Here is a 20,629-nt window from a genome sequence, read left to right on the forward strand (position 1 = left end):
CCCCGGGACTCTCGTACGTCAAGGTCACCCTCTCGCCTGTTACGCTGTACGTAACAACTCTCTCGCCACACGAAACAAGCGGTAGCCTACCTCCGAATCCGGCGCCGGACACGTCTCGCCGGGGTGCTCTGTCCGGTCGTCCCGGTCATCGGGGAAGGGAAAGGGTTTCGATGCCGCAAGCGACGCACGCACCGCGGACGGCCGTGGACAAGGCGCTCGACCTGGTCGAGGCCGTCGCCCGGGCCTCCCGGCCGCCCCGGCTCACCGACCTCGCCGACGAGGTGGGGCTGCACCGGGCCACCGCCTACCGCGTCCTGGTGGACCTGGTCCGCCGCGGCTGGGTCCTGCGCGTCGACGACCGCTATCTGCCGGGCACCGCCGTCCTGCGCCTGTCGGCCCGGGCGGCGCACAACTCGCTGACCTCCCTGGCCCGCCCGGTGCTGGAGGACCTCTGCACGCGCACCGGCATGATGGTCAACCTCCAGGTCCTCGAGAACGACGGTTCCCGCGTGGTCGACGTGATCCGCCCGGACCGGCTGGCGATGATCAGCACACTCCGGGACGAGGCACTGCCCGTCCACCGGTTCGCCGGGCCGCTCGCCCTGGTGGCCGCCCTGCCCCCCAGGGCACGCGGCCCCTATCTCGACGTGGCCCGCGAGGCCGGGCATCCCCTGGACGGCGAGACCGGCCTGCTCGCCGACCTCGCGCGGACCGAGGCCGACGGGTTCGCCGTCGAGCACGGCCGCAACGAGCAGTTCGTCGCCTCCCTGAGCCGCGCCGTCGTCCCGCTCCCCGGGGCGCCGGTGTGCGCCGTCACCGTGGTCGGCCCGGACGCCGAGATCGACGAACCCCGCATGCGCAGGCTGCGGGAGGAACTCGCCTCGGCGGTCGACACCCTCCGTGACCTGCTGTCCGGCACGGGTACGGCGAGCGGCGCGTGAACGACGTCCTGGTCCTCGACCGGGCGGCCACCACGGCGGCCCTCGACCCGTGCCGCCTGATGGCCGCCGTGTCCGACGCACTCGTCGCCGTGGCGCGGGACGCGGTGTCCGCGCCGCCCCGGATAGCGGCCTTCGCGCCCGGCGGCCTGCTGGGCGCCATGCCCGGATACGTGCCGGGCCTCGGCCTCGCGGCGAAACTCGTGTCGGTGTTCGCCGACCCCGCCCACCCCGGCCGCAGCACCCACCGGGGCATCGTCGCCCTCTTCGACCCGGAGGACGGCCGTCCTCTGGCGGTCATGGACGCCGAACCCGTCACGGCCTGGCGCACCGCGGCGGCGGCCACGCACAGCGCCCTGGCCCTGGCCCGGCCGGGGCCCGTCGTGGTCGTCGGCACCGGCGCCCAGGCCCGCGCCCAGGTCTCCCTCCTCGCCGCGCTCCGCCCGGCCGAACCCGTCACCGTCGCGGGCCGCGACCCCGACGCGGCCCGCGCGCTGGCCGCCCTGCACCCGGCCGGCCGCTCGGCGGAGGGCATCGAGGCCGCCGTGCGCGGGGCCGCCACCGTGTACTGCTGCACCGGCGCGACCCGCCCCGTCCTGCGCCGCGCATGGCTCGCCCCCGGCACCCACGTCAGCTCGGTCGGCGGCTCACACGGGCCCGAACTCGACGACGACACCATCCGCGACGCCGCACTCTTCACGGAGTGGCCGGGCGCCGCCACGACTCCCCCGCCCTCCGGCGCCCACGAGTTGCAGGGCCTGCCCGGGGGCCGCCGAGCCGTCCTCCTCGGTTCCGTCCTCTCCGGCGAGGCCCCCGGCCGGACCGCCCCGGATCGGCTCACCGTCTTCAAGTCCACCGGCCACGCCGCTCTGGACGTGGCCGCCGCGCACGTCGTCCACCGCACGGCCACCCGCCGCGGTACGGACGAACCGCCCCACTAGGGCGTCGGCAGGGGAATCCGCCGAACCCCCACGAACCTCTCCCGGCACCCGTTCGAACGATTCGACCCACGCTGCCCGGTAAGCACCGCCGTGCCCCCTCATCACACCCGTCACTCGGACAACATTCGAGGTCAGAGCGTTGCAAGGGTCCTCACCAGGGAGTTCACAAAACTCTCTGCGCGCGGTCCGACACCCGCATAGCGTGCGGGCACCCGAACACACGCACCGCTCCCCACGTTCGCGCGCGGTCCGCACCCCTGGGGCCCACGACCCAGTAGGAGATCCTGGGATGTCCTCCGACAGCTCCGACTTATACCCGGCGCGGCACCGGCCCGGACGGCACGCCTCCCCTGCCGCCACCCCGCAGTGGGCCGCCCGGCAGAACGAGACGCTCCTTCCGGACGTGTCCCACCGTGGACCGGCAGCCACCGCGACCTCCGCCGGCTGCGCCGGGCCTGCCGCTGGCAGCGGCGCGTCGCCACGTTCGCCGCGCTCGGCTACTTCGCCGTCTTCCTCGCCCTCACCGTCGAAGCCCCCTCCGTCATGACCCGCCTCGCACCGGGCGGACTTCCCACCGGACTCCTCCTCGCGCTGGTGCAACTGCCGGTCACCTGGCTGGCCGTGCTCCTCTACGAGTACACGGCGCGCCGGTTCGTCGACCCGCTGGCCCGGCGTGTGCACCGCCGGCCCGACCCCGTCCCGCACGAGGAGCCACGGTCGTGACGGACTTCGACGGCTCCGCGCAGTCCTGGTCCCTGGTGGCGTTCTCCAGCGTGGTGGCCCTCACGCTCATGCTGTGCGTACTCACCGGCCCCGACCGCGACGACCTCGACGAGTTCTACACCGGCTACCGCTCCTTGTCCCCGCTGCGCAACGGCCTGGCCATCGCCGGTGACTACATCTCCGCCGCCACCGTCCTCACCATCGGCGGGGTCATCGCGCTGTGCGGCTACGACGGTGTCGTACTGGCCCTGAGCACCCTGCTGTCCCTGCTGCTCCTGATGGTCCTGCTGGCCGAACCGCTGCATCACACCGGCCGGTTCACCATGGCCGACGCGCTCGGCAGGCGGCTGCCCGGCCGCGCGGTGCGCATCACCGCGTGTGTGGTCACCCTCGCCTCGCTGGTGCCGATGATGGTCGTACAACTGGCCGGGGTGGGCCAGTTGCTGGCGTACGTCCTCGGATTCTCCGACAGCGCGATGCGCACCGGCTGCATCGTCGGGGCGGGCACCCTGATGATCAGCTACGCGGCCATCGGGGGCATGCGGGGCACCGCCCTGATCCAGATCCTCAAGACGGTGATCCTGCTCGGGTCCGGACTGGTCGTCGCCGGACTCATCCTGCACACCTTCGGCTGGAGCCCACGGACCCTGTTCCAGGCCGCGGCTCACGGCAGCGGCGCCGAGCAGAACTTCCTGCGCTACGGTCTCCAGTTCGCCGACGGCCCGCACCGCGGACTCGACATGGTGAGCACCCAGTGCGCCATCGTGCTGGGCGGCGCCTGTCTGCCGCACGTCACCATGCGGATGTACACCGCCGGCAGTGCTCCTCAGGTACGCCGCGCGATGTCCTGGGCGATATCGACGGTCACCCTGTTCATCGCCGTGATCACGGTGATCGGCGTGGGCGCGACGGCCCTCATCGGGCGTGCGGGCGTCGCCGGGGCCGACCCGCGCGGCAACACCGCCTATCTGCTCGGTTCGCGCGCCGCGTTCGGCATGCATCTCTCCCGCCCGGAGAGCCTGCTGTTCGCCACCGTCACGACGGCGATCTTCCTGACCCTGCTGGCCTCCGTGGCCAGCATGACGCTGGCCTGCGCCAACTCGCTGGCCCACGACATCGCGGCCGCCCGCCCGAACGTCTCGCCGCTGCGCGAAATGGCACTGGCGCGGCTGGCCGCCCTGGCCGTGGGCGTCCCCGTCATCCTGCTCGCCGTCGTCGCCCAGCACCGCAGCCTCCAGCCGCTCGCCACCGTCTCCTTCTGCCTCGGCGCCTCGGCCATCGCCCCCGCCCTCGTCTACAGCCTCTTCTGGCGGCGCTTCACACGCGCCGGCCTGCTGTGCACGCTCATCGGCGGCTCGGTCAGCGTCCTGGTCCTCATGACCGGTACCAACCTCGTCTCCGGCTCTCCGGGATCAGCGTTCCCGGAAGTCGACTTCAACTGGTTCCCGTTCACGACCACGGCTCTCGTCTCGGTGCCGGCGGGCTTCCTCTGCGGTCTGCTCGGCACGGTCCTGTCCGGCAGAAGGGCGACCGCACGCGAACGGGACCGTTACGCCGCCATCGAAGCCGTCCTCCTCGCCGGACCGCCAAGTCCCCGGAGCCGCTGAGCCCGCCCCGACCGGCGCGGCCCGGACGGGACCAGCCCGGAGCGCCCTGAAGCGCTCGGAACCGCCCTGGAGGAAGGAACGGACGGGCGCCGCGACCGAACCGGCCGACGTCCCCGGCACGCCCGGCGGCCGGGACGTGGGCGCTCGGACACCTGCGGGGCGGAAGGCCGGGCGCAGCCGTGTCCCGGGCCGAGCATGATCGTTGCTCCCCTTGCCGCACGGCCACCGCCCGGTGAGCGCGTCGGCACCCACTCAGGTGTGCCTCTGTCCGAAGCGCGCACCGTCAGCGGAGAGGAACAGCCTTGGTGAGCGGCTGGATCACCGTCGGTCTCGGAACCGCCGCCGCGCTCTGCCCGCTGCCGGGCGCCGGCGGACCCGCGGTCGTCGTCGACACCACTCCCACCACCACCCATGTGGTGATGTGTTCCGCCGACGGCTGGGTCGAGATCGGCGCCCCCTCCCCACAGCGGCCCGTCATCCGTCCGTCGTCGCCCCCGCCCGCACCCCGGCCGTCGCGTGAGCCGGTCCCCTCGGCAGATCCGGCACCGGCAGCACAGGCACCTGGCCCTGTCGGCACCCCACCGGCTCGGCGCCCGTCGGCGACCCCGCTCCCCCGGGCCGCCGAACGCCGGGCGCCCGCGCCGGAACCGCCGCCCGAGACAGACGTCGTCGCCGCCGACGCGCCCGCCCCGGGGCCCCGCGCCGCGCCCTTCCGCTGGGTGCCGCGCTTCCACTACGGCGGCGGTTCGGCACGTCCGGCGCCCGCCGGCCTGTCCACCACGATGACCACCGTCGTGATCACCACCCCGGCCATCCTGGCCGCCGCCGCGCTACGCCCGGGCTCCCGACGCCGCAACAGCGGCTGACCCGCCCGGGACCCGCCCTTCACCTCGCCCCCCATCTGCTCATCTGCACATCCTGGAGTCCTGCCGTGCCGGAATGGCTGATCTACACCCTGGCCTGTGCGCTGGTCTGCGCTTTCGTGATCGCCGCCACCGTGATGCGTCACCGCCGCGTGGCGGACGACGAGGACACCTCACAGACACCCGACGTGCTCGAGTACATGGTGATGATGGTCGGCGTGGTCTACGCCATCGTCCTCGGTCTGGCGATCGCCGGCGTGTGGGAAGCACGCGGCGCGGCCGAGGACACCGTGCAGCGCGAGGCCCAGGCGCTGTACGAGATCGACCAGCGTCTGGACGTCTACCCCGCCTCCTTCCACACCCGGGTCCAGCAGCACATCGACGCCTACGCCCGGCACGCCGTGGCCGCCGAATGGCCCGCCATGGAGGACGACGGCCCGATCGACGCGACCGGGGGCCGACTGCTGACCCGCATCCGCAGCGACATCGCGCACCACACCCCCACCGACGAACTCCAGGCACAGGCCTACCAGCCGCTCCTCGATCAGGTCGCCGCCGCCGACGACGCACGCCACCAACGCCTCGACAGCGCCGGCAGCACCCTGCCGGGAGTGGTCTGGTTCGGCCTGATCGCGGGCGGGATCGTCACGCTCGGCCTGCTCTACGCCCTTCAGATCCGGCGCTCTGCCCGGGAGTTGATGCTGGCCACCGCGTTCAGCGCCTTGGTGGTCTTCCTGCTCTTCATGGTCTGGAGCTTCGACGCGCCCTTCGGCCACTCCGGCCTCGACTCGGCACAGCCGCTGCAAGAGCTGTACGCGGGCACGACCTGAGACAGACGTCGGTCGATCGCTCGACGAAACGGCCCTGGGGGGGCGGGCCCCGATGCGTGCCGGCCGGCTGTGCGCCTTCGACTCGCGCACGGATCCGACGCGTCCCGCGCCCCTACCCCGTCAGCTCAGCCAGCCAGGGATGCCCCGGGTGTACACGGTCCAGCCACTCAGCGAGGCGAACGCGCCGCGCCGGGGCCAGCAGCGGCAGCACCCCCTCGAAGTCCGCCCGATCCTTCGGCCGTGTCTCTTTCGCTTTGAACAGCAGGACCAACTCCGGGATGAGGTAGGGGATCCCGTCCGCCGTCCGCTCGACGATCTCGTCGTACGGCAGCCTCAGGGTTTCGTCGCGCCGACAGATCCACGTCCTGCCCTCGTGCGGTTCGCGGAAGACGTCGAACAGGAACCGACCGCTCGCCGGGTCCCGGAGCCAGGTCTGATGTGTGGCCTCCAGGGCCTCGGCTCCGGCCTCCGCCCAGATGTGTCCCGAACCCACCGCGTCCCACACGTACTCGGCGAAGCGGTCCCGGATCTCCGGGAATCCCGCCGCGGGTACCGCGATCTCCAGATCACCGTGCGGCCGCGACTGCTCCCCGCGGAACAGATCGAGCGCCCACCCAGCGGCGACACACCAGGGCGCACCCACCCCACCCAGCCGCTCCACCACCTGTTCGGGCCGCCACGCGTCAGCCCACCGGGCCTGCAGATCGTCCGCACCGGGCACGGCGCCGCCGGGCGGCAGGAGGTCGGTCATCGGTACAACCTATGTCCGAGAGGCGCTGGGCGGGCTCCTCGTGGGGCGCCGAGCTCAGGGTCCGGCGGTACGACCCCGAGCGAATTGACCCATGGATCAGGCCCCGGAATGCACCGTGATACCGGTCGATCGACTCCCTAGAGTCGTAGTCATGATGAAGAAGAACGAGACCACGCCTACCACCCAGGCCACGCAGACCACGCAGACCACGGACTTCGCCCCGATCCTCACCCGCGCGGCCGCCGCCGAGACGACCCGTGACCCCAGCAGTGTCATGACACTTCTCGCCGACTCCGATCACACCGGTGGGCGACTCACCAGCTACCGTTCGACGTTCGCCGAAGGGGCGGTGGGAGCACCCGCCCACCTGCACACCGAAGCGTCCGAGGCGTTCTTCGTGATCGACGGAGCGCTCCAGGTGCTCGTGGGCGAGGAGATCGTCGTCCTGGAGGCGGGCGACTTCCTCGTGGTGCCGCCGCACACCCCGCACGCCTTCGCCGCGGCGCCGGGCAGGACGGCCGACGTGCTGTTCGTCTTCACCCCTGGCGCCGGACGTTTCGACTACCTGCGGCTGCTCGGCCGGGTGATGCGCGGCGAGGCCGACCCGCAGCAGATCAAGGACTCGTCGGAGCGGTTCGACAACCACTACGTCGACAGCCCGGCATGGCGCGAGGCGCTGGCCGCGCGCGGTTGAGGCCGCCGCCTGTCGTCGGACATGACTGCACGTCAGAAGATGTTTCCCGGAAGGTAATTGCGGCCAAGTGGCTCCGTCGCCACCTCGCACCGCGCCCGGCGGCAGTCTCCCCGGCTCTTGGGCTCCTCGGGGCGAACGCGTCGGCGGGCTCCCCGTGCGGCGCCCGCCGAGGCGGCCACCGTGCGGAACGCGGCCCCGGTCGCCGTCCTCGCCGCCGCTGTTCCGGTCGCCGCGTACCCTGTACGGCTCACGCCCGCGCGCAGACGGCGCGCCAAGCTGGTCAACTGGCCGGAAGACTCCGTTTGTCTGTGCAAAGGAGCTCAGCATGGCCGTCGTCGTAATCCTCGAAATGCCGGGGATGACCCAGGAGAAGTACGAGCAGAGCGCGGAGAAGGTGGCCGGCCGACCCGGGCCGGTCAAAAGCCCCGCCGACTGGCCGGTGGCCGGTCTTGTCTCGCACACTTCCGCGCCCACGGACGACGGCTGGCTCGTCGTGGACGTCTGGGAGTCCGAGGAGGCTTTCCGTCAGTTCGGCGAGACCCTCGTCCCGATTTTGCGGGAGCTCGGCCTCCCGGACGTCCAACCACGGACCTATCCGGTGTTCAACGTGGTCACCCGCTAGCGACGAAGGTCGCCGAACCATCCTCATTCCCGTCGTGTATGCGATTCCTGATACCGGCCTGTCGATTTCAGGAATCCGTCACGGAGCGACTCTCCTTTCTCTTCAGTGATCCATTGCGTGATCCATTTGCGGGCTGTCCCGAATCAGCTGCCGTCCGGCGGAACCCCCGGCAGCCCGGGAATTTTTCCTTCTGTGCGATTGACCCATGATCGCCTTATGCTGTTGTGCGGGAGAGCTCGAGCAGTCGACGTGCCGGCTCCGTGCCGGCGGGAAGCGGGCTTCCATGGCTGAGCGATTGAAAAGGCTGGGGTTGGTCGGCGAACTGTCGGCCGAGTTCGCCGGCACCATGATTCTCATCCTCTTCGGCTGTGGCGTGGTGGCCCAGGTGGTCGCCGGTGGAGCGCTCACGACGCCGCCCGGAGGACTCGGAAACCACGACAGCATCGCCTGGGCCTGGGGCCTCGGCGTGACCCTGGGCGTCTACGTCGCGGCGCGGCTGAGCGGCGCCCATCTCAATCCGGCGGTGACGGTCGCCCTCGCCACGTTCAAGGGCTTCCCGTGGCGCAAGGTGGCGCCCTACGCGCTGGCCCAGACCGCCGGCGCCTTCGTGGCGGCCCTCATCGTGCGGTGGAACTACACCGAAGCGCTGGCGAAGGCCGACCCGGGACACACCATCAAGACGCAGGGCGTGTTCTCCACGCTCCCCGCCAACGGCAATCCGAATCTGCCGGTCCACGAGTGGGGCGCGTTCCGTGACCAGATCATCGGCACAGCGATCCTGCTGCTGCTGATCCTGGCCGTCACGGACCTGCTGAACACTCCGCCGGGCGCCAACCTGGCCCCGTTCATCGTCGGTCTGATCGTCGTTGCCATCGGCATGGCGTGGGGCACCAACGCGGGTTACGCGATCAACCCGGCACGTGACTTCGGGCCCCGATTGGCCAGCTTCATCACGGGCTACGGCACGGCTTGGCGAGATCAGTACGGGAACCTCTACTTCTGGGTGCCGATCGTCGGTCCCCTGATCGGCGGCCTGCTCGGCGCCGGCCTCTACAAGGCCTTCATCGGCCGGTTCCTGCCGACGGCGGAGCCGGAGCCTCCCGGCCGAGTTCCGACCCCCGAGGAATGAACCCCCACAGCAGAGGCGGCAACCCATGGCGGACTTCGTGGGCGCGGTGGACCAAGGCACCACCAGCACCCGATTCATGATCTTCGACCACTCCGGCAACGAGGTGGCGAAGCACCAGCTGGAGCACGCCCAGATTCTCCCGCGCTCGGGGTGGGTCGAGCACGACCCGGTGGAGATCTGGGAGCGCACCAACTCGGTGATGCAGAACGCGCTGCGGCACGGCAACCTCTCCCCCGAGGACCTGGCCGCGATCGGCATCACCAATCAGCGGGAGACGACGGTGGTGTGGGACCCGCGCAACGGACGTCCCTACTACAACGCCATCGTCTGGCAGGACACCCGTACCGACTCCATCGCGGCGGCCCTGGACCGCTCGGGCCAGGGCGACGTCATCCGCCGCAAGGCGGGGCTGCCCCCGGCGACCTACTTCTCCGGCGGCAAGATCCAGTGGATCCTGGAGAACGTCGACGGCGTCCGCGAGGCGGCCGAACAGGGTCACGCCCTCTTCGGCAACACGGACGCCTGGGTCCTGTGGAACCTGACCGGCGGCCCCGACGGCGGCGTCCACGCCACCGACGTGACCAACGCCAGCCGTACCATGCTGATGGACCTGGAGACCCTCGACTGGGACGACGAGCTGCTGGGCTTCTTCAACATCCCCCGGCAGATGCTGCCGGCCATCAACCCGTCCTCCCACCGCGAGGCGTTCGGCGTGACCCGCACCTCCCGGCCGCTGCGCGCCGCCATCCCCATCACCGGGGTGCTCGGCGACCAGCAGGCCGCCACGGTGGGACAGGTCTGCTACGCGCCGGGCGAGGCCAAGAACACCTACGGCACGGGCAACTTCCTGGTCCTGAACACCGGTACGGAACTGGTGCGTTCGCAGCACGGCCTGCTCACCACCGTGGCGTACCAGTTCGGCGACAGCCCGGCGATCTACGCGCTGGAGGGCTCCATCGCCGTCACCGGGTCCGCGGTGCAGTGGCTGCGCGACCAGATGAAGATCATCAACGACGCGGCGGAGAGCGAGACGCTGGCGCGCACCGTCGAGGACAACGGCGGGATGTACTTCGTCCCCGCCTTCTCGGGTCTGTTCGCTCCGTACTGGCGCTCCGACGCCCGCGGCGCGATCGTCGGCCTGGCCCGCTACAACGACAACGGCCACCTGGCCCGGGCGACCCTGGAGTCCATCTGCTACCAGAGCCGCGACGTGGTCGAGGCGATGGAGCAGGACTCCGGCGTCCACCTCGACGTGCTCAAGGTCGACGGTGGCGTCACGGCCAACGACCTGTGCATGCAGATCCAGGCCGATGTCCTCGGCGTCCCGGTCAGCCCGTCCGGTGGTCGCCGAGACCACCGCGCTCGGCGCCGCCTATGCGGCGGGTCTGGCCACCGGCTTCTGGCGCGACACCGACGAGCTGCGCACCCACTGGCAGGAGTCCAAGCGCTGGGAGCCCCAGTGGTCCGACGACCAGCGCGCGGAAGGATACGCGGGCTGGAAGAAGGCCGTGGAGCGCACGCTCGACTGGGCCAAGGTCGAATAGCCCGACGACGACAAGCGCCGCCCGTGAACGTCGGGCGGCGCTTGTCCGCGTCGTGCGGGCCCCGGCATCCGGCAGGGCCCGCCTTCCCCTGGACCGCGGCTAGCGATCGACGGACCGCATTCCCGCCTCGTCGTACCGCTCACCCGCCGCTTCGGGCAGCTCCGCGTCGATGCGGGCCAGGTCCTCCCCGGTCAGCGTGATGTCCACGGCGGCGGCGTTCTGTTCCAGGTAGGTACGGCGCTTGGTGCCCGGGATGGGCACCAGATCCTCGCCCTGGGCCAGCACCCAGGCGATGGCCAGCTGGGCCGGGGGCACGTCCTTCTCGGCGGCGATCTCCTTCACCTTCGCCGCCAGCCGAAGGTTCGCCGTCAGGTTGGCGTCCTGGAAACGCGGGTTCTCACGGCGCCAGTCGTTCGCGTCCAGGTCGTCCGGCGACGTGAACCGGCCGGCGAGGAAACCGCGGCCCAGCGGCGAGTACGGCACGAAGCCGATGCCCAGCTCACGGCAGGCGGGCAGGACCTCGTCCTCCACGTCCCGCGACCACAGCGAGTACTCGCTCTGCACGGCCGTGACCGGGTGTACGGCGTTGGCGCGCCGGATGGTCTCCGCGCTCGCCTCGCTCAAGCCGATGCCCCGCACCTTGCCTTCGGCGACCAACTCGGCCAGCGCGCCGACGGTCTCCTCGATGGGCACGTTCGGGTCGACCCGGTGCTGGTAGTACAGGTCGATGTGGTCGGTCCCCAGCCGCTCCAGGGAACCGTGGACCGAGCTCCGGACGTGCTCCGCCGAGCCGTCCTGCGGGCCGACCGTGCTGATGTCGCCCGGTACGGCCTCGTCCATCCGGTAGTTGAACTTGGTCGCGATCACGTACTCGTCACGGTGTCCCCGGATCGCCTCGCCGACCAGCGACTCATTGGTGAGCGGCCCGTACATCTGGGCCGTGTCGAGGAAGGTCACCCCGAGGTCGAGGGCACGCCGGATGGTCGCGACGGCCTCCTCCTGATCGGTGGATCCGTAGAAGGCGGACATCCCCATGCACCCCAGACCGATGGCCGATACCTGGAGATCCCGCAGACTGCGCTTCTGCATGCCGTGTCCCAGCCTTTCCTGCGCACTGATCCGTTGTTCGGACCGCGCGAAGCCCCTCATCCGTCCAGCGACGGATTCCACCGCCCGGCATCCCGTGCGAGGTCCCTGACGGCACCGGCTTCGCGCGCCGCGATGTCTGCGACGCTACGACCTGGAGCGCACTCCAGCGCAAGTCGACCGCCCGGGATCCGCACCTACTGGCGGGTAGCCTCCGTGCCGCGCCGCCGTTCCGTACCGGAGTTCCACGACGTCGTGCGCGAGCGGCGGCACGTGCGCGAAGGTAAGGAAAATGCCTGGTCACGAGAGGGTGACCGAGTGGTACTTTCGCCCGCATGCCCGCACTGATCACCCCCACGGACCGACTCCGGTCCTCCTGGCTGGCGGCGCGTGACGAGTGGCCTGCAGGGGCCCACCAGGCCGGAACCGGTCTGCGTCTCGCATCCGAGGCCGACCTCGCCGGCCCCGAGGCCTTCTCCGCGTGGGTGGAACAACTGCGCAAGCAGTCCGACACGTCGGTCGCCGTGGCAGAGGAGCGCGTCCACGCCACCCACTGGTGGATCGTCGAGGGCGACCGCTACCTGGGAGCCATCGATCTGCGGCACCGTCTGAACGCCGTCCTGCTCGATGTCGGCGGGCACATCGGGTACAGCGTCCGGCCGTCCGCCCGAAGACGCGGCCTGGCCACCTGGGCCCTCGGGGCGGTGCTGCCCGAGGCCCGCGCGCTCGGCCTGGAGAGGGTCCTCGTCACGTGCGACGACGACAACATCGGATCGGCCCGGACCATCGAGCGCAACGGTGGCGTCCTGGAGGATGTGCGCGCCACCGACGCCGGCGGCAAGCGGCGGTACTGGATCGCTCTCTGAGCGAGAGGGCGCGGCCGCCGGGCCCCGCCAGGGGCGGGGTTGGCCCCATCCGGCTGGTGCCGCGACTCCGCGCCGACTGCCTGCGCCTTCCCGGGCCCGGGCACGGCCAGACTGGGGACGACTCGCCGTACCTCCTCGTCCCGACCGGCAACCCACGGCGGCCGGCCCGGGAGCGGACGCCCACCCGCCAGGTCCCAGACACGACGGAGAACCATGACCGCCGACGGCACGACCCCCGACCCCGGCCCGCAAGCACATGCCGCCACGCTCCTGCGCCGTCCCCGGCTGTGGCTGGTGCCCACCGTCCTCACCGGACTGCTCGCCCTGCTGCTGTCGCTGCTGTACATGGGCGGCATCGTCAACCCGCAGCGCGACCTGCAAGACCTGCCGATCGCACTCGTCAACGGCGACACCGGCGAGCCGCCGACCGGGCAGAAACAGAACTTCGGCGCCCAGGTGGCGGCGGCCATCATCTCGGACACCTCGAGCGACACGGCCGACTGGCGGCAGTCGACCCTCGCCCAGGCCCAGGACGAGCTGAACTCCGGCCAGGTCTACGGCGCCCTGGTCATCCCCGCGGACTTCACCGACTCCATCGCCGCACTCACCCGCGCGGACGCGACCGCCCGCCCCACGATGACCGTGCTGACCAACCCCGCCAAGGGCAGCCTCGGTTCCTCGCTCGCGAGCAAGATCACCACCACGGCGGCCCAGCAGTCCTCCCGGACCATCGGCGAACAGCTGACGGCCGCCGCCTCGGGAGCGAACTCGACGACCAGGCTTCTGCTCGCCGACCCGGTGAACGTCGTCACCCGGGTCGGTCACCCCTTGGGCGACGACAGCGGCCTGGGTCTGAGCGCCTTCTACTACACGCTGCTCCTCGTGCTGGCCGGCTTCATGGGCGGCAACGTCATCAGCAACGGCGTGGACACGGCCCTCGGTTACGCGGACAACGAGATCGGCCCCTGGCACACCCGGCTGCCCACGGTGCCGATCAACCGCACCCAGACGCTGCTGCTGAAGATGGCCATGACGGCCGGCATCACGGTCCTCAGCGTCTCCCTGGTACTGCTCGCCTGCGTCAGCGTCCTGGGCATGGACGCCACGCACATCCCCCTGCTGTGGATCTACTCCTACTGTGCGGCCCTCGCGGTCGGCCTCGGCGTCCAGGCCATCAACGCGGCCTTCGGCGGGATCGGCCAACTGGTGTCCATGTTCGTGTTCATCGTGCTCGGTCTGCCGTCGTCCGGCGCCACCGTTCCGCTCCAGGCGGTCCCCGCGTTCTACCGCTTCCTGTCCCACTTCGAGCCCATGCGCCAGCTCAGCGACGGTGTCCGCGCCATTCTCTACTTCGACGCACGGGGCGACGCCGGACTCGCCCACGCCTGGACCATGATCGCGATCGGTGCGGCCGTCGGGCTCCTCTTCGGTTTCGCGATGACCTCGTACTACGACCGCAAGGGCCACAAGCGCCTCACCCCGCAGCCGACCTGAGCGGACACGCCGACCACCGCCCCGCGAAAGCCTGTGGTGCGGGTCGAGGGCGGCGCCGGCGTTCTTCTCCGGGAAATCCGCCGCGGAGCGCCCGGGATCCGGGAAGTCGGGCGCGCGCGAGGGGGCGCCTTCACTACGCTCCGGGAAGTCTCGGCACAGTGCCGTGGCAGCCGACCCGGAAGTGCGACCGAGCCGTCCTGCCGAAGGAGTTCGCCATGGAGTATCCCGACCTGTCGGCCCTGCCCGCCGAACTGCGGGAAGCCGTCAGCCGGCGCGGTTCGCTCAACGTCTTCCGCATGATCATGCACTCCCCCCGACTCGCCCCCGGCCTCCTGGAGATGGCCGACGCGATCCTGCAGCACAACTCTCTCCCGGACCAGTTGCGCGAACTCGCCATCGTGCGGGTCGGACACGTCTACGGTGCGCCGTACGAGGTCCACCACCACCAGAACATCGGCCGCCTGGTCGGGCTTGGCCAGGCCGCCCTCGCCGCAGCCGCCACCGGTTCCACCGAGGGGCTGTCCCAGGAGGAGGCGTCGGTCCTCCGCTGCACGGACCGTCTGCTCGCCCGGCACACCCTGAGCGACGCCGAGCGCGCCGAGGCGCTGGAGTTCCTCACCGTGGAGCAGCTCTCCGACCTCGTCATCACCGTCGGGTTCTACCAGCTCGTCAGCAACTTCCTGAACACCTTCGGCGTGACGACCGAGGGCGAGACCAGCCCGTACCGATAAGTGCCGACGACGTCCGGCGCCGTCACCGTCTCACGCGGGCGCCGTGCGGTCCTCGAGCGCGATCCCCAGCCGTGCGGTCACCGTGGTGAGGGCCGTTCCCAGGGGCAGCTCGATCCGGGCGACGGCGTGCCGGTCGCCCCGGGTGGGGTCCCGGTTGACGATCAGCACCGGCTTCCCGGCCTGGTCCGCCTGACGGACGAACCGGAGCCCGGACATCACCGTCAGCGAGGATCCCAGAACCAGCAGTGACGACGCGTCGCGGACCAGCGATCGGCAGTGCTCGACGCGTGGCGGCGGAACGGCTTCGCCGAAGAACACCACGTCCGGCTTGAGGACGCCTCCGCAGACCGCACAGGGCGCCACACGGAAGTCCCCGACCTGTTCGTCGGTGAGGTCGGCGTCACCGTCCGGATTGAGCGCGGCCGCCACGGGCTCGAAGCCCGCGTTCGCCTCCTCCAGCCGTCGGGCGAGCTCGCGGCGCGGGCTGCGGGCGCCGCAGGACTGACAGACGACCCGGCCCAGGTTTCCGTGGAGTTCCACGACACCCTCGCTGCCGGCCGCCTGGTGCAGGCCGTCGACGTTCTGGGTGATGACACCCGAGAGCAGGCCGTGCCGCCCGAACGCGGCCACGGCCAGGTGCCCGGCATTGGGCCGGGCGTGCCCGAAGGTGCGCCACCCCAGGTGACTGCGCGCCCAGTACCGGCGTCGCGCCCGGGGATCGGCGGTGAACTCCTGGTAGGTCATCGGGGTGTGCCGACTCAGGCTCCCGCCCTCGCCCCGGTAGTCGGGGATTCCCGACTCCGTCGAGATGCCCGCCCCGCTGAGCACCAGCACACCGCCGGCGCTCAGCGCGTCGACGACCTGCTCCGGATCGGTCGTACCCGGCGGCAGGTCCTCGGCGGGGGTCCAGCTCAGAGTGGGGCGCATGCGCATGCCGCCAGCGTACGGAACGGACCGCCTTCGGCGTCCGCGACCGAGTCCGGGGCCGGGTCCAGCCGGACTCCTCCCACCCCTCGGTCCGGCACCCGGCCGGCCGGCGCATGCGGGCGACCTGCGGTTCGGTTGCGTGCGCGGGACGCGAGATGGGTCACAACACGGTCCGGCGAAGCGGCCTTCCGACCGGGCCTTCGGGCCTGCCCACACCACATTTACGTGCAGTATGCACCTAAGCATGCACGGTCCGTGAGGGGGACATGTCTGCCTATCGTCGCTCTTTGGCCTGCCGCCGACGCCGCCGAGCAGTCCCGCCCCTGCCCCCGACGAAAGTAGGCGAGCGAAGCTTTGTCGACTGCGACAGTCGCCTCTCCCCCGACATCCGTCCCGACCGTCCCGAAGAACGCCACCGTCACCGACCCAGCGCTCGTGAAACGCGCCGTGAAGGCCGCCGCGCTGGGCAACGCGATGGAGTGGTTCGACTTCGGTGTCTACAGCTACATCGCGGTCACCCTGGGCAAGGTCTTCTTCCCGTCCGGGAACCCGACCGCCCAGCTGCTCTCCACCTTCGGCGCCTTCGCCGCCGCCTTCCTGGTCCGACCGCTCGGCGGGATGGTCTTCGGGCCGCTCGGCGACCGCGTCGGCCGTCAGAAGGTGCTGGCCGTCACCATGATCCTGATGGCCGCGGGCACCTTCGCCATCGGCCTCATCCCGTCGTACGCGTCGATCGGCGTCGGAGCCCCGCTGCTCCTGCTGGCCGCCCGCCTGGTGCAGGGCTTCTCCACCGGCGGCGAGTACGCGGGCGCCTCCACGTTCATCGCCGAGTACGCCCCCGACAAACGGCGCGGCTTCTTCGGCAGCTGGCTGGAGTTCGGCACGCTCGCCGGGTACATCGGCGGCGCCGGCCTCGTCACGCTGATGACCGCTCTGCTGTCCACCGAGGACCTGCTGAGCTGGGGCTGGCGGATCCCGTTCCTGATCGCGGGTCCGATGGGCATCGTCGGCCTCTATCTGCGGATGCGGCTGGAGGAGACCCCGGCGTTCGCGGCCGAGCTGGAGAAGGCCGAGTCGAACCGCCCGAAGGTGCCGCTGCGCCGAATGATCGTGGGCCAGTGGCGGGCGCTGCTGCTCTGTGTCGGACTGGTGCTGGTCTTCAACGTCACCGACTACATGCTGCTGTCGTACATGCCGAGCTACCTGACCAGTGAGCTCCACTACGACGAGACGCACGGCCTGCTCGTCGTACTCGGCGTGATGGCCCTGATGATGATCGTCCAGCCCTTCGCGGGAGCCCTGACCGACCGTGTGGGTCGCCGGCCGGTCATCGCCGCGGGCTGTGCGGGCTTCCTGTTGCTGTCCGTCCCCGCGGTGCTGCTGATCCGTCAGGGCAGCCTGTTCGCGGTCGCGCTCGGCATGGGAGCGCTGGGCCTGCTGCTGGTCTGCTTCACGGCGGCGATGCCGGCCGCTCTGCCGGCGCTGTTCCCGACGAAGGTGCGCTACGGCTCGCTGTCGATCGGCTTCAACGTCTCCGTCTCGATCTTCGGCGGCACCACCCCGCTGGTGGTGACGGCCCTGATCGGGGCGACCGGGAACATGATGATGCCCGCGTACTACATGATGGCCGCGGCCGTGGTCGGCGGTGTGGCGGTGTGGTTCATGGCCGAGTCGGCGGGCCGCCCGCTGCCGGGCTCGGCACCCTCGTTGTAGGGCTGCGGACGCGGAGCGCGGGACGCGAGCCGAGGACGTCCGGACCGGCCGGCCGGAACACGGGGCGCGAACCTTCGAGCCCTTGACGGCAAGCCGGCCGAAGCGGTGGGACAGAGCCCGCTTCGCAACCGGGCGTCGCTTCTCCTTCCACGAACTATGCGTCAGCCACGTTTGTTCGAACGCGAATGGTGCACACGAGATGCTGACACTGTCTTTACACGAAGAAGCGGAGAGACATCATGGGCATCATCGCGTGGATCGTCATCGGCCTGCTCGCCGGCGCCATCGCCAAGGCCTTGATGCCGGGCAAGGACCCGGGCGGCATCATCGTCACCATGCTCATCGGCATCGTCGGCGGTCTGCTCGGTGGCTGGCTCGGCAAGGTGATCTTCGGCGTGGACTCCATCGACGGGTTCTTCGACCTCTCCACCTGGATCGCCGCGATCGTCGGCTCGTTCATCCTGCTCGCCCTCTACCGCCTCGTCACGGGCAACCGGCATTCGCACCGCCACGCGTGACTGCCGCCGACGGTTCAGACGGCAAGGCATCCGAACGGCTCCCGTCCTGTGCTCAGGATGGGAGCCGTCGGCGTTGACAGCCCCTTACGCCTCCGGGACGCCACGTCCCGGCTCCGGCCCGCTTCGGCAGGCCGCCCAGGAACGGGGCCGCGGTATGAGGATGTGACAGTCCCTACCGGCCTTCGGGGGAACTTCGGGTCCCGCCCGCTGTCCGGCGGTCGGCGAGTGGTACGGGAGCTGGGCCGTCCGGTTGCCCCCGGTGGTGGTGGCGCTGGCGGCCGTCGGCGGGGCCGTCGCGGCGGGGGTGATCGGCGCCGTGGGGACCGTACCGCTGGTCGCCGTGGTGTGCTCCGTCAACCTGGCGCCGCGAGACCGTGCCGACGGCCCGGAACAGGGTGAGGACGGTACGGCTACGGCCGCGCACGGCCGAGGATCGTCGGCATGTGGGCGCGGCCGGTGGGCGCGGGGGTCACGTCACCGGCCCCTGGCGGAAGGACTCTCCCGCCAGGGGCCGGTCACGCGACGAACCGCTGTCAGGAGCCGACGATGCGACGCACGTTGTCCACGTCGCCGCAACCGGCCTTCAGCTGACGTTCCCTTGCTTCCAGGAACGCCGCGCCGAGCTCTTCGCGTCGCTCCATGGCGACATTCTCGCGGGCACCGTTGAGGATGGTGCGCTCCTCCTCGTCGGTGTGGTGGGCGATGGCCTCCACGAGCTCTTCCAGTTTCTCGTCCCACTCCTCGGAGCCGACCTCGTCGACCTCCAGGAGTTCGAGGAGCGCCTTGTTGCCTTCCTCGTGCTCCTCCTCGCCGTGCTCCACCTCTTCGTCGTCGATCTTCTTGAAGCGCTTGAGGGCGGGGTAGACCTTCTCCTCCTCCGCCAGGGCGTGCGCGATCAAGAGGTCGGCGAACTCCCGCAGGGCGGCCGCGCGGTCGGCTTCGACGCTGCGCATCAGACGGAAGAGGTCCTCCATTCTTCGGTGGTCCTGGAGGATGAGGGCAACGACGTCTCGCGTGTCAGGCATGTCGGCCATGGGAGCGGGCTTCACTTTCGTACGAGGGTCCTGGGACAGGACCGAGTACCCCCACCGGCCGTTTTCATTGATCCGGCTCTGCTGTTCGGGCTGCTTCGGGGCTGTCCTGAGGCTGCCCTCACACGCGTTGCACGGGCTCGGCGCCGATCGCCCGGCCGATCAGACGAAGGCGCTCTGCCCGGTGATCGCCTTACCGACGATCAGTGCGTTCATCTCCCTGGTGCCTTCGAACGAGTAGATGGCCTCCGCATCCGCGAAGAAGCGCGCCACGTCGTACTCGAGGACGATGCCGTTGCCTCCGAAGATCTCCCGGGACCAGGCCACGACCTCGCGCATGCGGGCGGTGACATGGGCCTTGGCCAGCGACGAGTGCTCGTCCCGGAAGACTCCGGCGTCCTGCAGGGCGGCGAGCCGGTGCAGCATGCCCCAGCTGGAGGTGATGTTGCCCAGGCTCTTCACCAAGAGATCCTGCACGAGCTGGAAACCCGCGAGCGGACGGCCGAACTGCTGCCGCTGGGTGGCGTAGCGCAGGGCCAGTTCGTACGCGCCGGTCATGACGCCGAGGGCCTGCCAGGCGACTCCACTGCGCGTGGCGCGCAGGACTTCCGCGACGTCACGGAAGGAGGAGGCGTTCTGAAGCCGGTCGCCTTCCGGCACCCGGACGTCGGTGAGGGTGACGTCCGCGTTCTCCACGATGCGCAGCGACGTCTTGTGGGCGATCTTCTCGGCCGTGAACCCGGGCGTGCCCTTCTCGACGACGAAGCCCTTCACCTGGTCGTCGTCGACATCGCGGGCCCAGACGACGATGTGGTCGGCGAAGGTGGCGTTGCCTATCCAGCGCTTGGCGCCGTTGAGCACCCAGGTGTCGCCGTCCCGGCGGGCGGTGGTGTGCATGCCCGCCGCGATGTCGGAGCCGTCCAGCGGTTCCGTCAGGGCGAACGCCCCGATGGTGTCCATCCTCGCCATGCCGGGCAGCCAGCGGTCACGCTGGGCCTGGTCCCCGCAGGCATGGATCGCGTACATGGCCAGTCCGTTGTGGACGCCGAAGAAGGTGGCGACCGAAGCGTCGACACGGCTCATCTCCATCGCCATCATCCCGGTCAACAGATGGCCGGCGGCGGGGCCGTGGTCGCCGTAGCCCTCGTACGACAGTCCGACCAGTCCACTCTCCCGGAAACGGCTGATCAGCTCCTGGGGAAAGGTGCCGTCGGCCCAGTGCTGGGCCACCAGCGGCTGGACCTCGTCGCGCATGAACGCCCTGGTCCTGAGCAGAACCCTGCGCTCCTCCTCCGTCAGGGCGGCCTCGAAGTCGTAGAAGTCGGCGACGTTCTGCTGTTCCGTGAGTGAAGTCATGGGGCCCTTCTTCCACGCTTGTGCCGAGCGATGCGCGCGGCCCACCACCACCGAGTACGTGACCCACCTCCGCGCGGGCCCCTGGAAACCGATCGGTCAGGGCGTCCCCTCGTCGCCGTCCCCCACGGTCCGAAGGGCCGCCTTCGCCGTTTCCGAGCGAAAGCCGTGTCCGACCTCCGGGGCGAGACCGTGGTAGTGGCGGAAGTTTTAGAGCAGGGGGCTCCATACGGCCGGGTCAACGTGCTGCGTACCGGGCACGACGACG

19 protein-coding genes and 1 pseudogene are annotated in these 20,629 nt (G+C 70.6%); 15 read left to right on the forward strand and 5 right to left on the reverse strand.

The features are described 5' to 3' along the window. Window positions 1–170: 170 nt before the first annotated feature. The 6 genes from QF030_RS04750 to QF030_RS04775 all read left to right on the forward strand — a co-directional run bounded on the left by QF030_RS04750 (window position 171) and on the right by QF030_RS04775 (window position 5,902). Window positions 171–941 (forward strand): IclR family transcriptional regulator, encoded by a 771-nt coding sequence (locus QF030_RS04750; RefSeq protein WP_307161380.1) that lies wholly within the window; start codon window positions 171–173, stop codon window positions 939–941. After that, window positions 938–1,879, forward strand: coding sequence for an ornithine cyclodeaminase family protein (locus QF030_RS04755; RefSeq protein WP_307161381.1), 942 nt, complete (start codon window positions 938–940; stop codon window positions 1,877–1,879). Before QF030_RS04750 ends, QF030_RS04755 begins: the two co-directional genes overlap by 4 nt. Before the next feature lie 366 nt (window positions 1,880–2,245). After that, entirely contained in the window at window positions 2,246–2,602 is a 357-nt protein-coding gene (locus tag QF030_RS04760) for a DUF485 domain-containing protein (protein ID WP_307161382.1), read from the forward strand. After that, window positions 2,599–4,209, forward strand: a complete 1,611-nt coding sequence (locus tag QF030_RS04765) for a sodium/solute symporter (protein ID WP_307161383.1) — start codon at window positions 2,599–2,601, stop codon at window positions 4,207–4,209. Before QF030_RS04760 ends, QF030_RS04765 begins: the two co-directional genes overlap by 4 nt. A 305-nt stretch (window positions 4,210–4,514) precedes the next feature. Further along, window positions 4,515–5,075, forward strand: coding sequence for a hypothetical protein (locus QF030_RS04770; RefSeq protein ID WP_307161384.1), 561 nt, complete (start codon window positions 4,515–4,517; stop codon window positions 5,073–5,075). A gap of 65 nt (window positions 5,076–5,140) precedes the next feature. Then, window positions 5,141–5,902 (forward strand): bestrophin-like domain, encoded by a 762-nt coding sequence (locus QF030_RS04775; protein ID WP_307161385.1) that lies wholly within the window; start codon window positions 5,141–5,143, stop codon window positions 5,900–5,902. 112 nt (window positions 5,903–6,014) lie between these two features. On the opposite strand, the gene QF030_RS04780 is transcribed toward QF030_RS04775, so the two are convergent. Continuing rightward, window positions 6,015–6,653 carry a nucleotidyltransferase domain-containing protein gene (locus tag QF030_RS04780; protein ID WP_307161386.1) on the reverse strand — a complete coding sequence of 213 codons (639 nt, stop codon included), beginning with the start codon at window positions 6,651–6,653 and terminating at the stop codon, window positions 6,015–6,017. 154 nt (window positions 6,654–6,807) lie between these two features. Between QF030_RS04780 and QF030_RS04785 the strand changes: the two genes are divergently transcribed. From QF030_RS04785 to glpK, 4 genes and pseudogenes are all read left to right on the forward strand, one after another. Continuing rightward, entirely contained in the window at window positions 6,808–7,347 is a 540-nt protein-coding gene (locus QF030_RS04785; RefSeq protein WP_307167467.1) for a cupin domain-containing protein, read from the forward strand. A 325-nt stretch (window positions 7,348–7,672) separates the two neighbouring features. Next, window positions 7,673–7,969, forward strand: coding sequence for a hypothetical protein (locus tag QF030_RS04790; RefSeq protein WP_307161387.1), 297 nt, complete (start codon window positions 7,673–7,675; stop codon window positions 7,967–7,969). Window positions 7,970–8,252: 283 nt separating this feature from the next. Next, window positions 8,253–9,098 (forward strand): MIP/aquaporin family protein, encoded by an 846-nt coding sequence (locus QF030_RS04795; protein ID WP_307161388.1) that lies wholly within the window; start codon window positions 8,253–8,255, stop codon window positions 9,096–9,098. Window positions 9,099–9,123: 25 nt separating this feature from the next. Continuing rightward, window positions 9,124–10,642, forward strand: a pseudogene (gene glpK, locus QF030_RS04800) (glycerol kinase GlpK). 99 nt (window positions 10,643–10,741) lie between these two features. Here glpK and QF030_RS04805 read toward each other — a convergent pair. After that, window positions 10,742–11,731 (reverse strand): aldo/keto reductase, encoded by a 990-nt coding sequence (locus QF030_RS04805; protein ID WP_307161389.1) that lies wholly within the window; start codon window positions 11,729–11,731, stop codon window positions 10,742–10,744. 332 nt (window positions 11,732–12,063) lie between these two features. On the opposite strand from QF030_RS04805, the gene QF030_RS04810 reads away from it, so the two are divergent. The 3 genes from QF030_RS04810 to QF030_RS04820 all read left to right on the forward strand — a co-directional run bounded on the left by QF030_RS04810 (window position 12,064) and on the right by QF030_RS04820 (window position 14,819). Continuing rightward, a complete protein-coding gene (locus QF030_RS04810; protein WP_307161390.1) occupies window positions 12,064–12,594 on the forward strand; it encodes a GNAT family N-acetyltransferase in 531 nt (176 codons plus the stop codon). Between the two features lie 213 nt (window positions 12,595–12,807). Then, entirely contained in the window at window positions 12,808–14,088 is a 1,281-nt protein-coding gene (locus QF030_RS04815) for a YhgE/Pip domain-containing protein (RefSeq protein WP_307161391.1), read from the forward strand. A gap of 215 nt (window positions 14,089–14,303) precedes the next feature. Further along, window positions 14,304–14,819, forward strand: a complete 516-nt coding sequence (locus tag QF030_RS04820; RefSeq protein WP_307161392.1) for a carboxymuconolactone decarboxylase family protein — start codon at window positions 14,304–14,306, stop codon at window positions 14,817–14,819. A gap of 30 nt (window positions 14,820–14,849) precedes the next feature. Here the strand turns inward: QF030_RS04820 and QF030_RS04825 are convergent, their stop codons facing one another. Continuing rightward, a complete protein-coding gene (locus QF030_RS04825) occupies window positions 14,850–15,752 on the reverse strand; it encodes an NAD-dependent protein deacetylase (protein ID WP_307161393.1) in 903 nt (300 codons plus the stop codon). Window positions 15,753–16,100: 348 nt separating this feature from the next. On the opposite strand from QF030_RS04825, the gene proP reads away from it, so the two are divergent. Both proP and QF030_RS04835 read left to right on the forward strand, forming a co-directional pair. Further along, the gene (gene proP, locus QF030_RS04830; RefSeq protein ID WP_307161394.1) at window positions 16,101–17,459 is read left to right on the forward strand and encodes a glycine betaine/L-proline transporter ProP; all 1,359 of its coding nucleotides are present in this window, start codon (window positions 16,101–16,103) and stop codon (window positions 17,457–17,459) included. Between the two features lie 239 nt (window positions 17,460–17,698). Further along, window positions 17,699–17,977 carry a GlsB/YeaQ/YmgE family stress response membrane protein gene (locus QF030_RS04835; RefSeq protein ID WP_057577098.1) on the forward strand — a complete coding sequence of 93 codons (279 nt, stop codon included), beginning with the start codon at window positions 17,699–17,701 and terminating at the stop codon, window positions 17,975–17,977. A 533-nt stretch (window positions 17,978–18,510) separates the two neighbouring features. Here the strand turns inward: QF030_RS04835 and QF030_RS04840 are convergent. Together QF030_RS04840 and QF030_RS04845 are read right to left on the reverse strand one after the other, a co-directional pair. Further along, window positions 18,511–19,002, reverse strand: coding sequence for a hemerythrin domain-containing protein (locus QF030_RS04840; protein ID WP_307161395.1), 492 nt, complete (start codon window positions 19,000–19,002; stop codon window positions 18,511–18,513). A 168-nt stretch (window positions 19,003–19,170) separates the two neighbouring features. After that, window positions 19,171–20,364: an acyl-CoA dehydrogenase family protein gene (locus tag QF030_RS04845; RefSeq protein ID WP_307161396.1), complete on the reverse strand. Its 1,194-nt coding sequence runs from the start codon at window positions 20,362–20,364 to the stop codon at window positions 19,171–19,173. Window positions 20,365–20,629 lie beyond the last annotated feature (265 nt).

Source organism: Streptomyces rishiriensis (assembly GCF_030815485.1).
Lineage (GTDB): Bacteria > Actinomycetota > Actinomycetes > Streptomycetales > Streptomycetaceae > Streptomyces > Streptomyces rishiriensis_A.

What these genes read in the sequence shown, in the direction of transcription:
- QF030_RS04750 (WP_307161380.1), top strand. Translation starts at nt 171, where the DNA reads ATGCCGCAAGCGACGCACGCACCGCGGACGGCCGTGGACAAGGCGCTC.
- QF030_RS04780 (WP_307161386.1), bottom strand. Translation starts at nt 6,653, where the DNA reads ATGACCGACCTCCTGCCGCCCGGCGGCGCCGTGCCCGGTGCGGACGAT.
- QF030_RS04785 (WP_307167467.1), top strand. Translation starts at nt 6,808, where the DNA reads ATGAAGAAGAACGAGACCACGCCTACCACCCAGGCCACGCAGACCACG.
- QF030_RS04790 (WP_307161387.1), top strand. Translation starts at nt 7,673, where the DNA reads ATGGCCGTCGTCGTAATCCTCGAAATGCCGGGGATGACCCAGGAGAAG.
- QF030_RS04795 (WP_307161388.1), top strand. Translation starts at nt 8,253, where the DNA reads ATGGCTGAGCGATTGAAAAGGCTGGGGTTGGTCGGCGAACTGTCGGCC.
- QF030_RS04805 (WP_307161389.1), bottom strand. Translation starts at nt 11,731, where the DNA reads ATGCAGAAGCGCAGTCTGCGGGATCTCCAGGTATCGGCCATCGGTCTG.
- QF030_RS04810 (WP_307161390.1), top strand. Translation starts at nt 12,064, where the DNA reads ATGCCCGCACTGATCACCCCCACGGACCGACTCCGGTCCTCCTGGCTG.
- QF030_RS04815 (WP_307161391.1), top strand. Translation starts at nt 12,808, where the DNA reads ATGACCGCCGACGGCACGACCCCCGACCCCGGCCCGCAAGCACATGCC.
- QF030_RS04820 (WP_307161392.1), top strand. Translation starts at nt 14,304, where the DNA reads ATGGAGTATCCCGACCTGTCGGCCCTGCCCGCCGAACTGCGGGAAGCC.
- QF030_RS04825 (WP_307161393.1), bottom strand. Translation starts at nt 15,752, where the DNA reads ATGCGCATGCGCCCCACTCTGAGCTGGACCCCCGCCGAGGACCTGCCG.
- QF030_RS04835 (WP_057577098.1), top strand. Translation starts at nt 17,699, where the DNA reads ATGGGCATCATCGCGTGGATCGTCATCGGCCTGCTCGCCGGCGCCATC.
- QF030_RS04840 (WP_307161395.1), bottom strand. Translation starts at nt 19,002, where the DNA reads ATGCCTGACACGCGAGACGTCGTTGCCCTCATCCTCCAGGACCACCGA.
- QF030_RS04845 (WP_307161396.1), bottom strand. Translation starts at nt 20,364, where the DNA reads ATGACTTCACTCACGGAACAGCAGAACGTCGCCGACTTCTACGACTTC.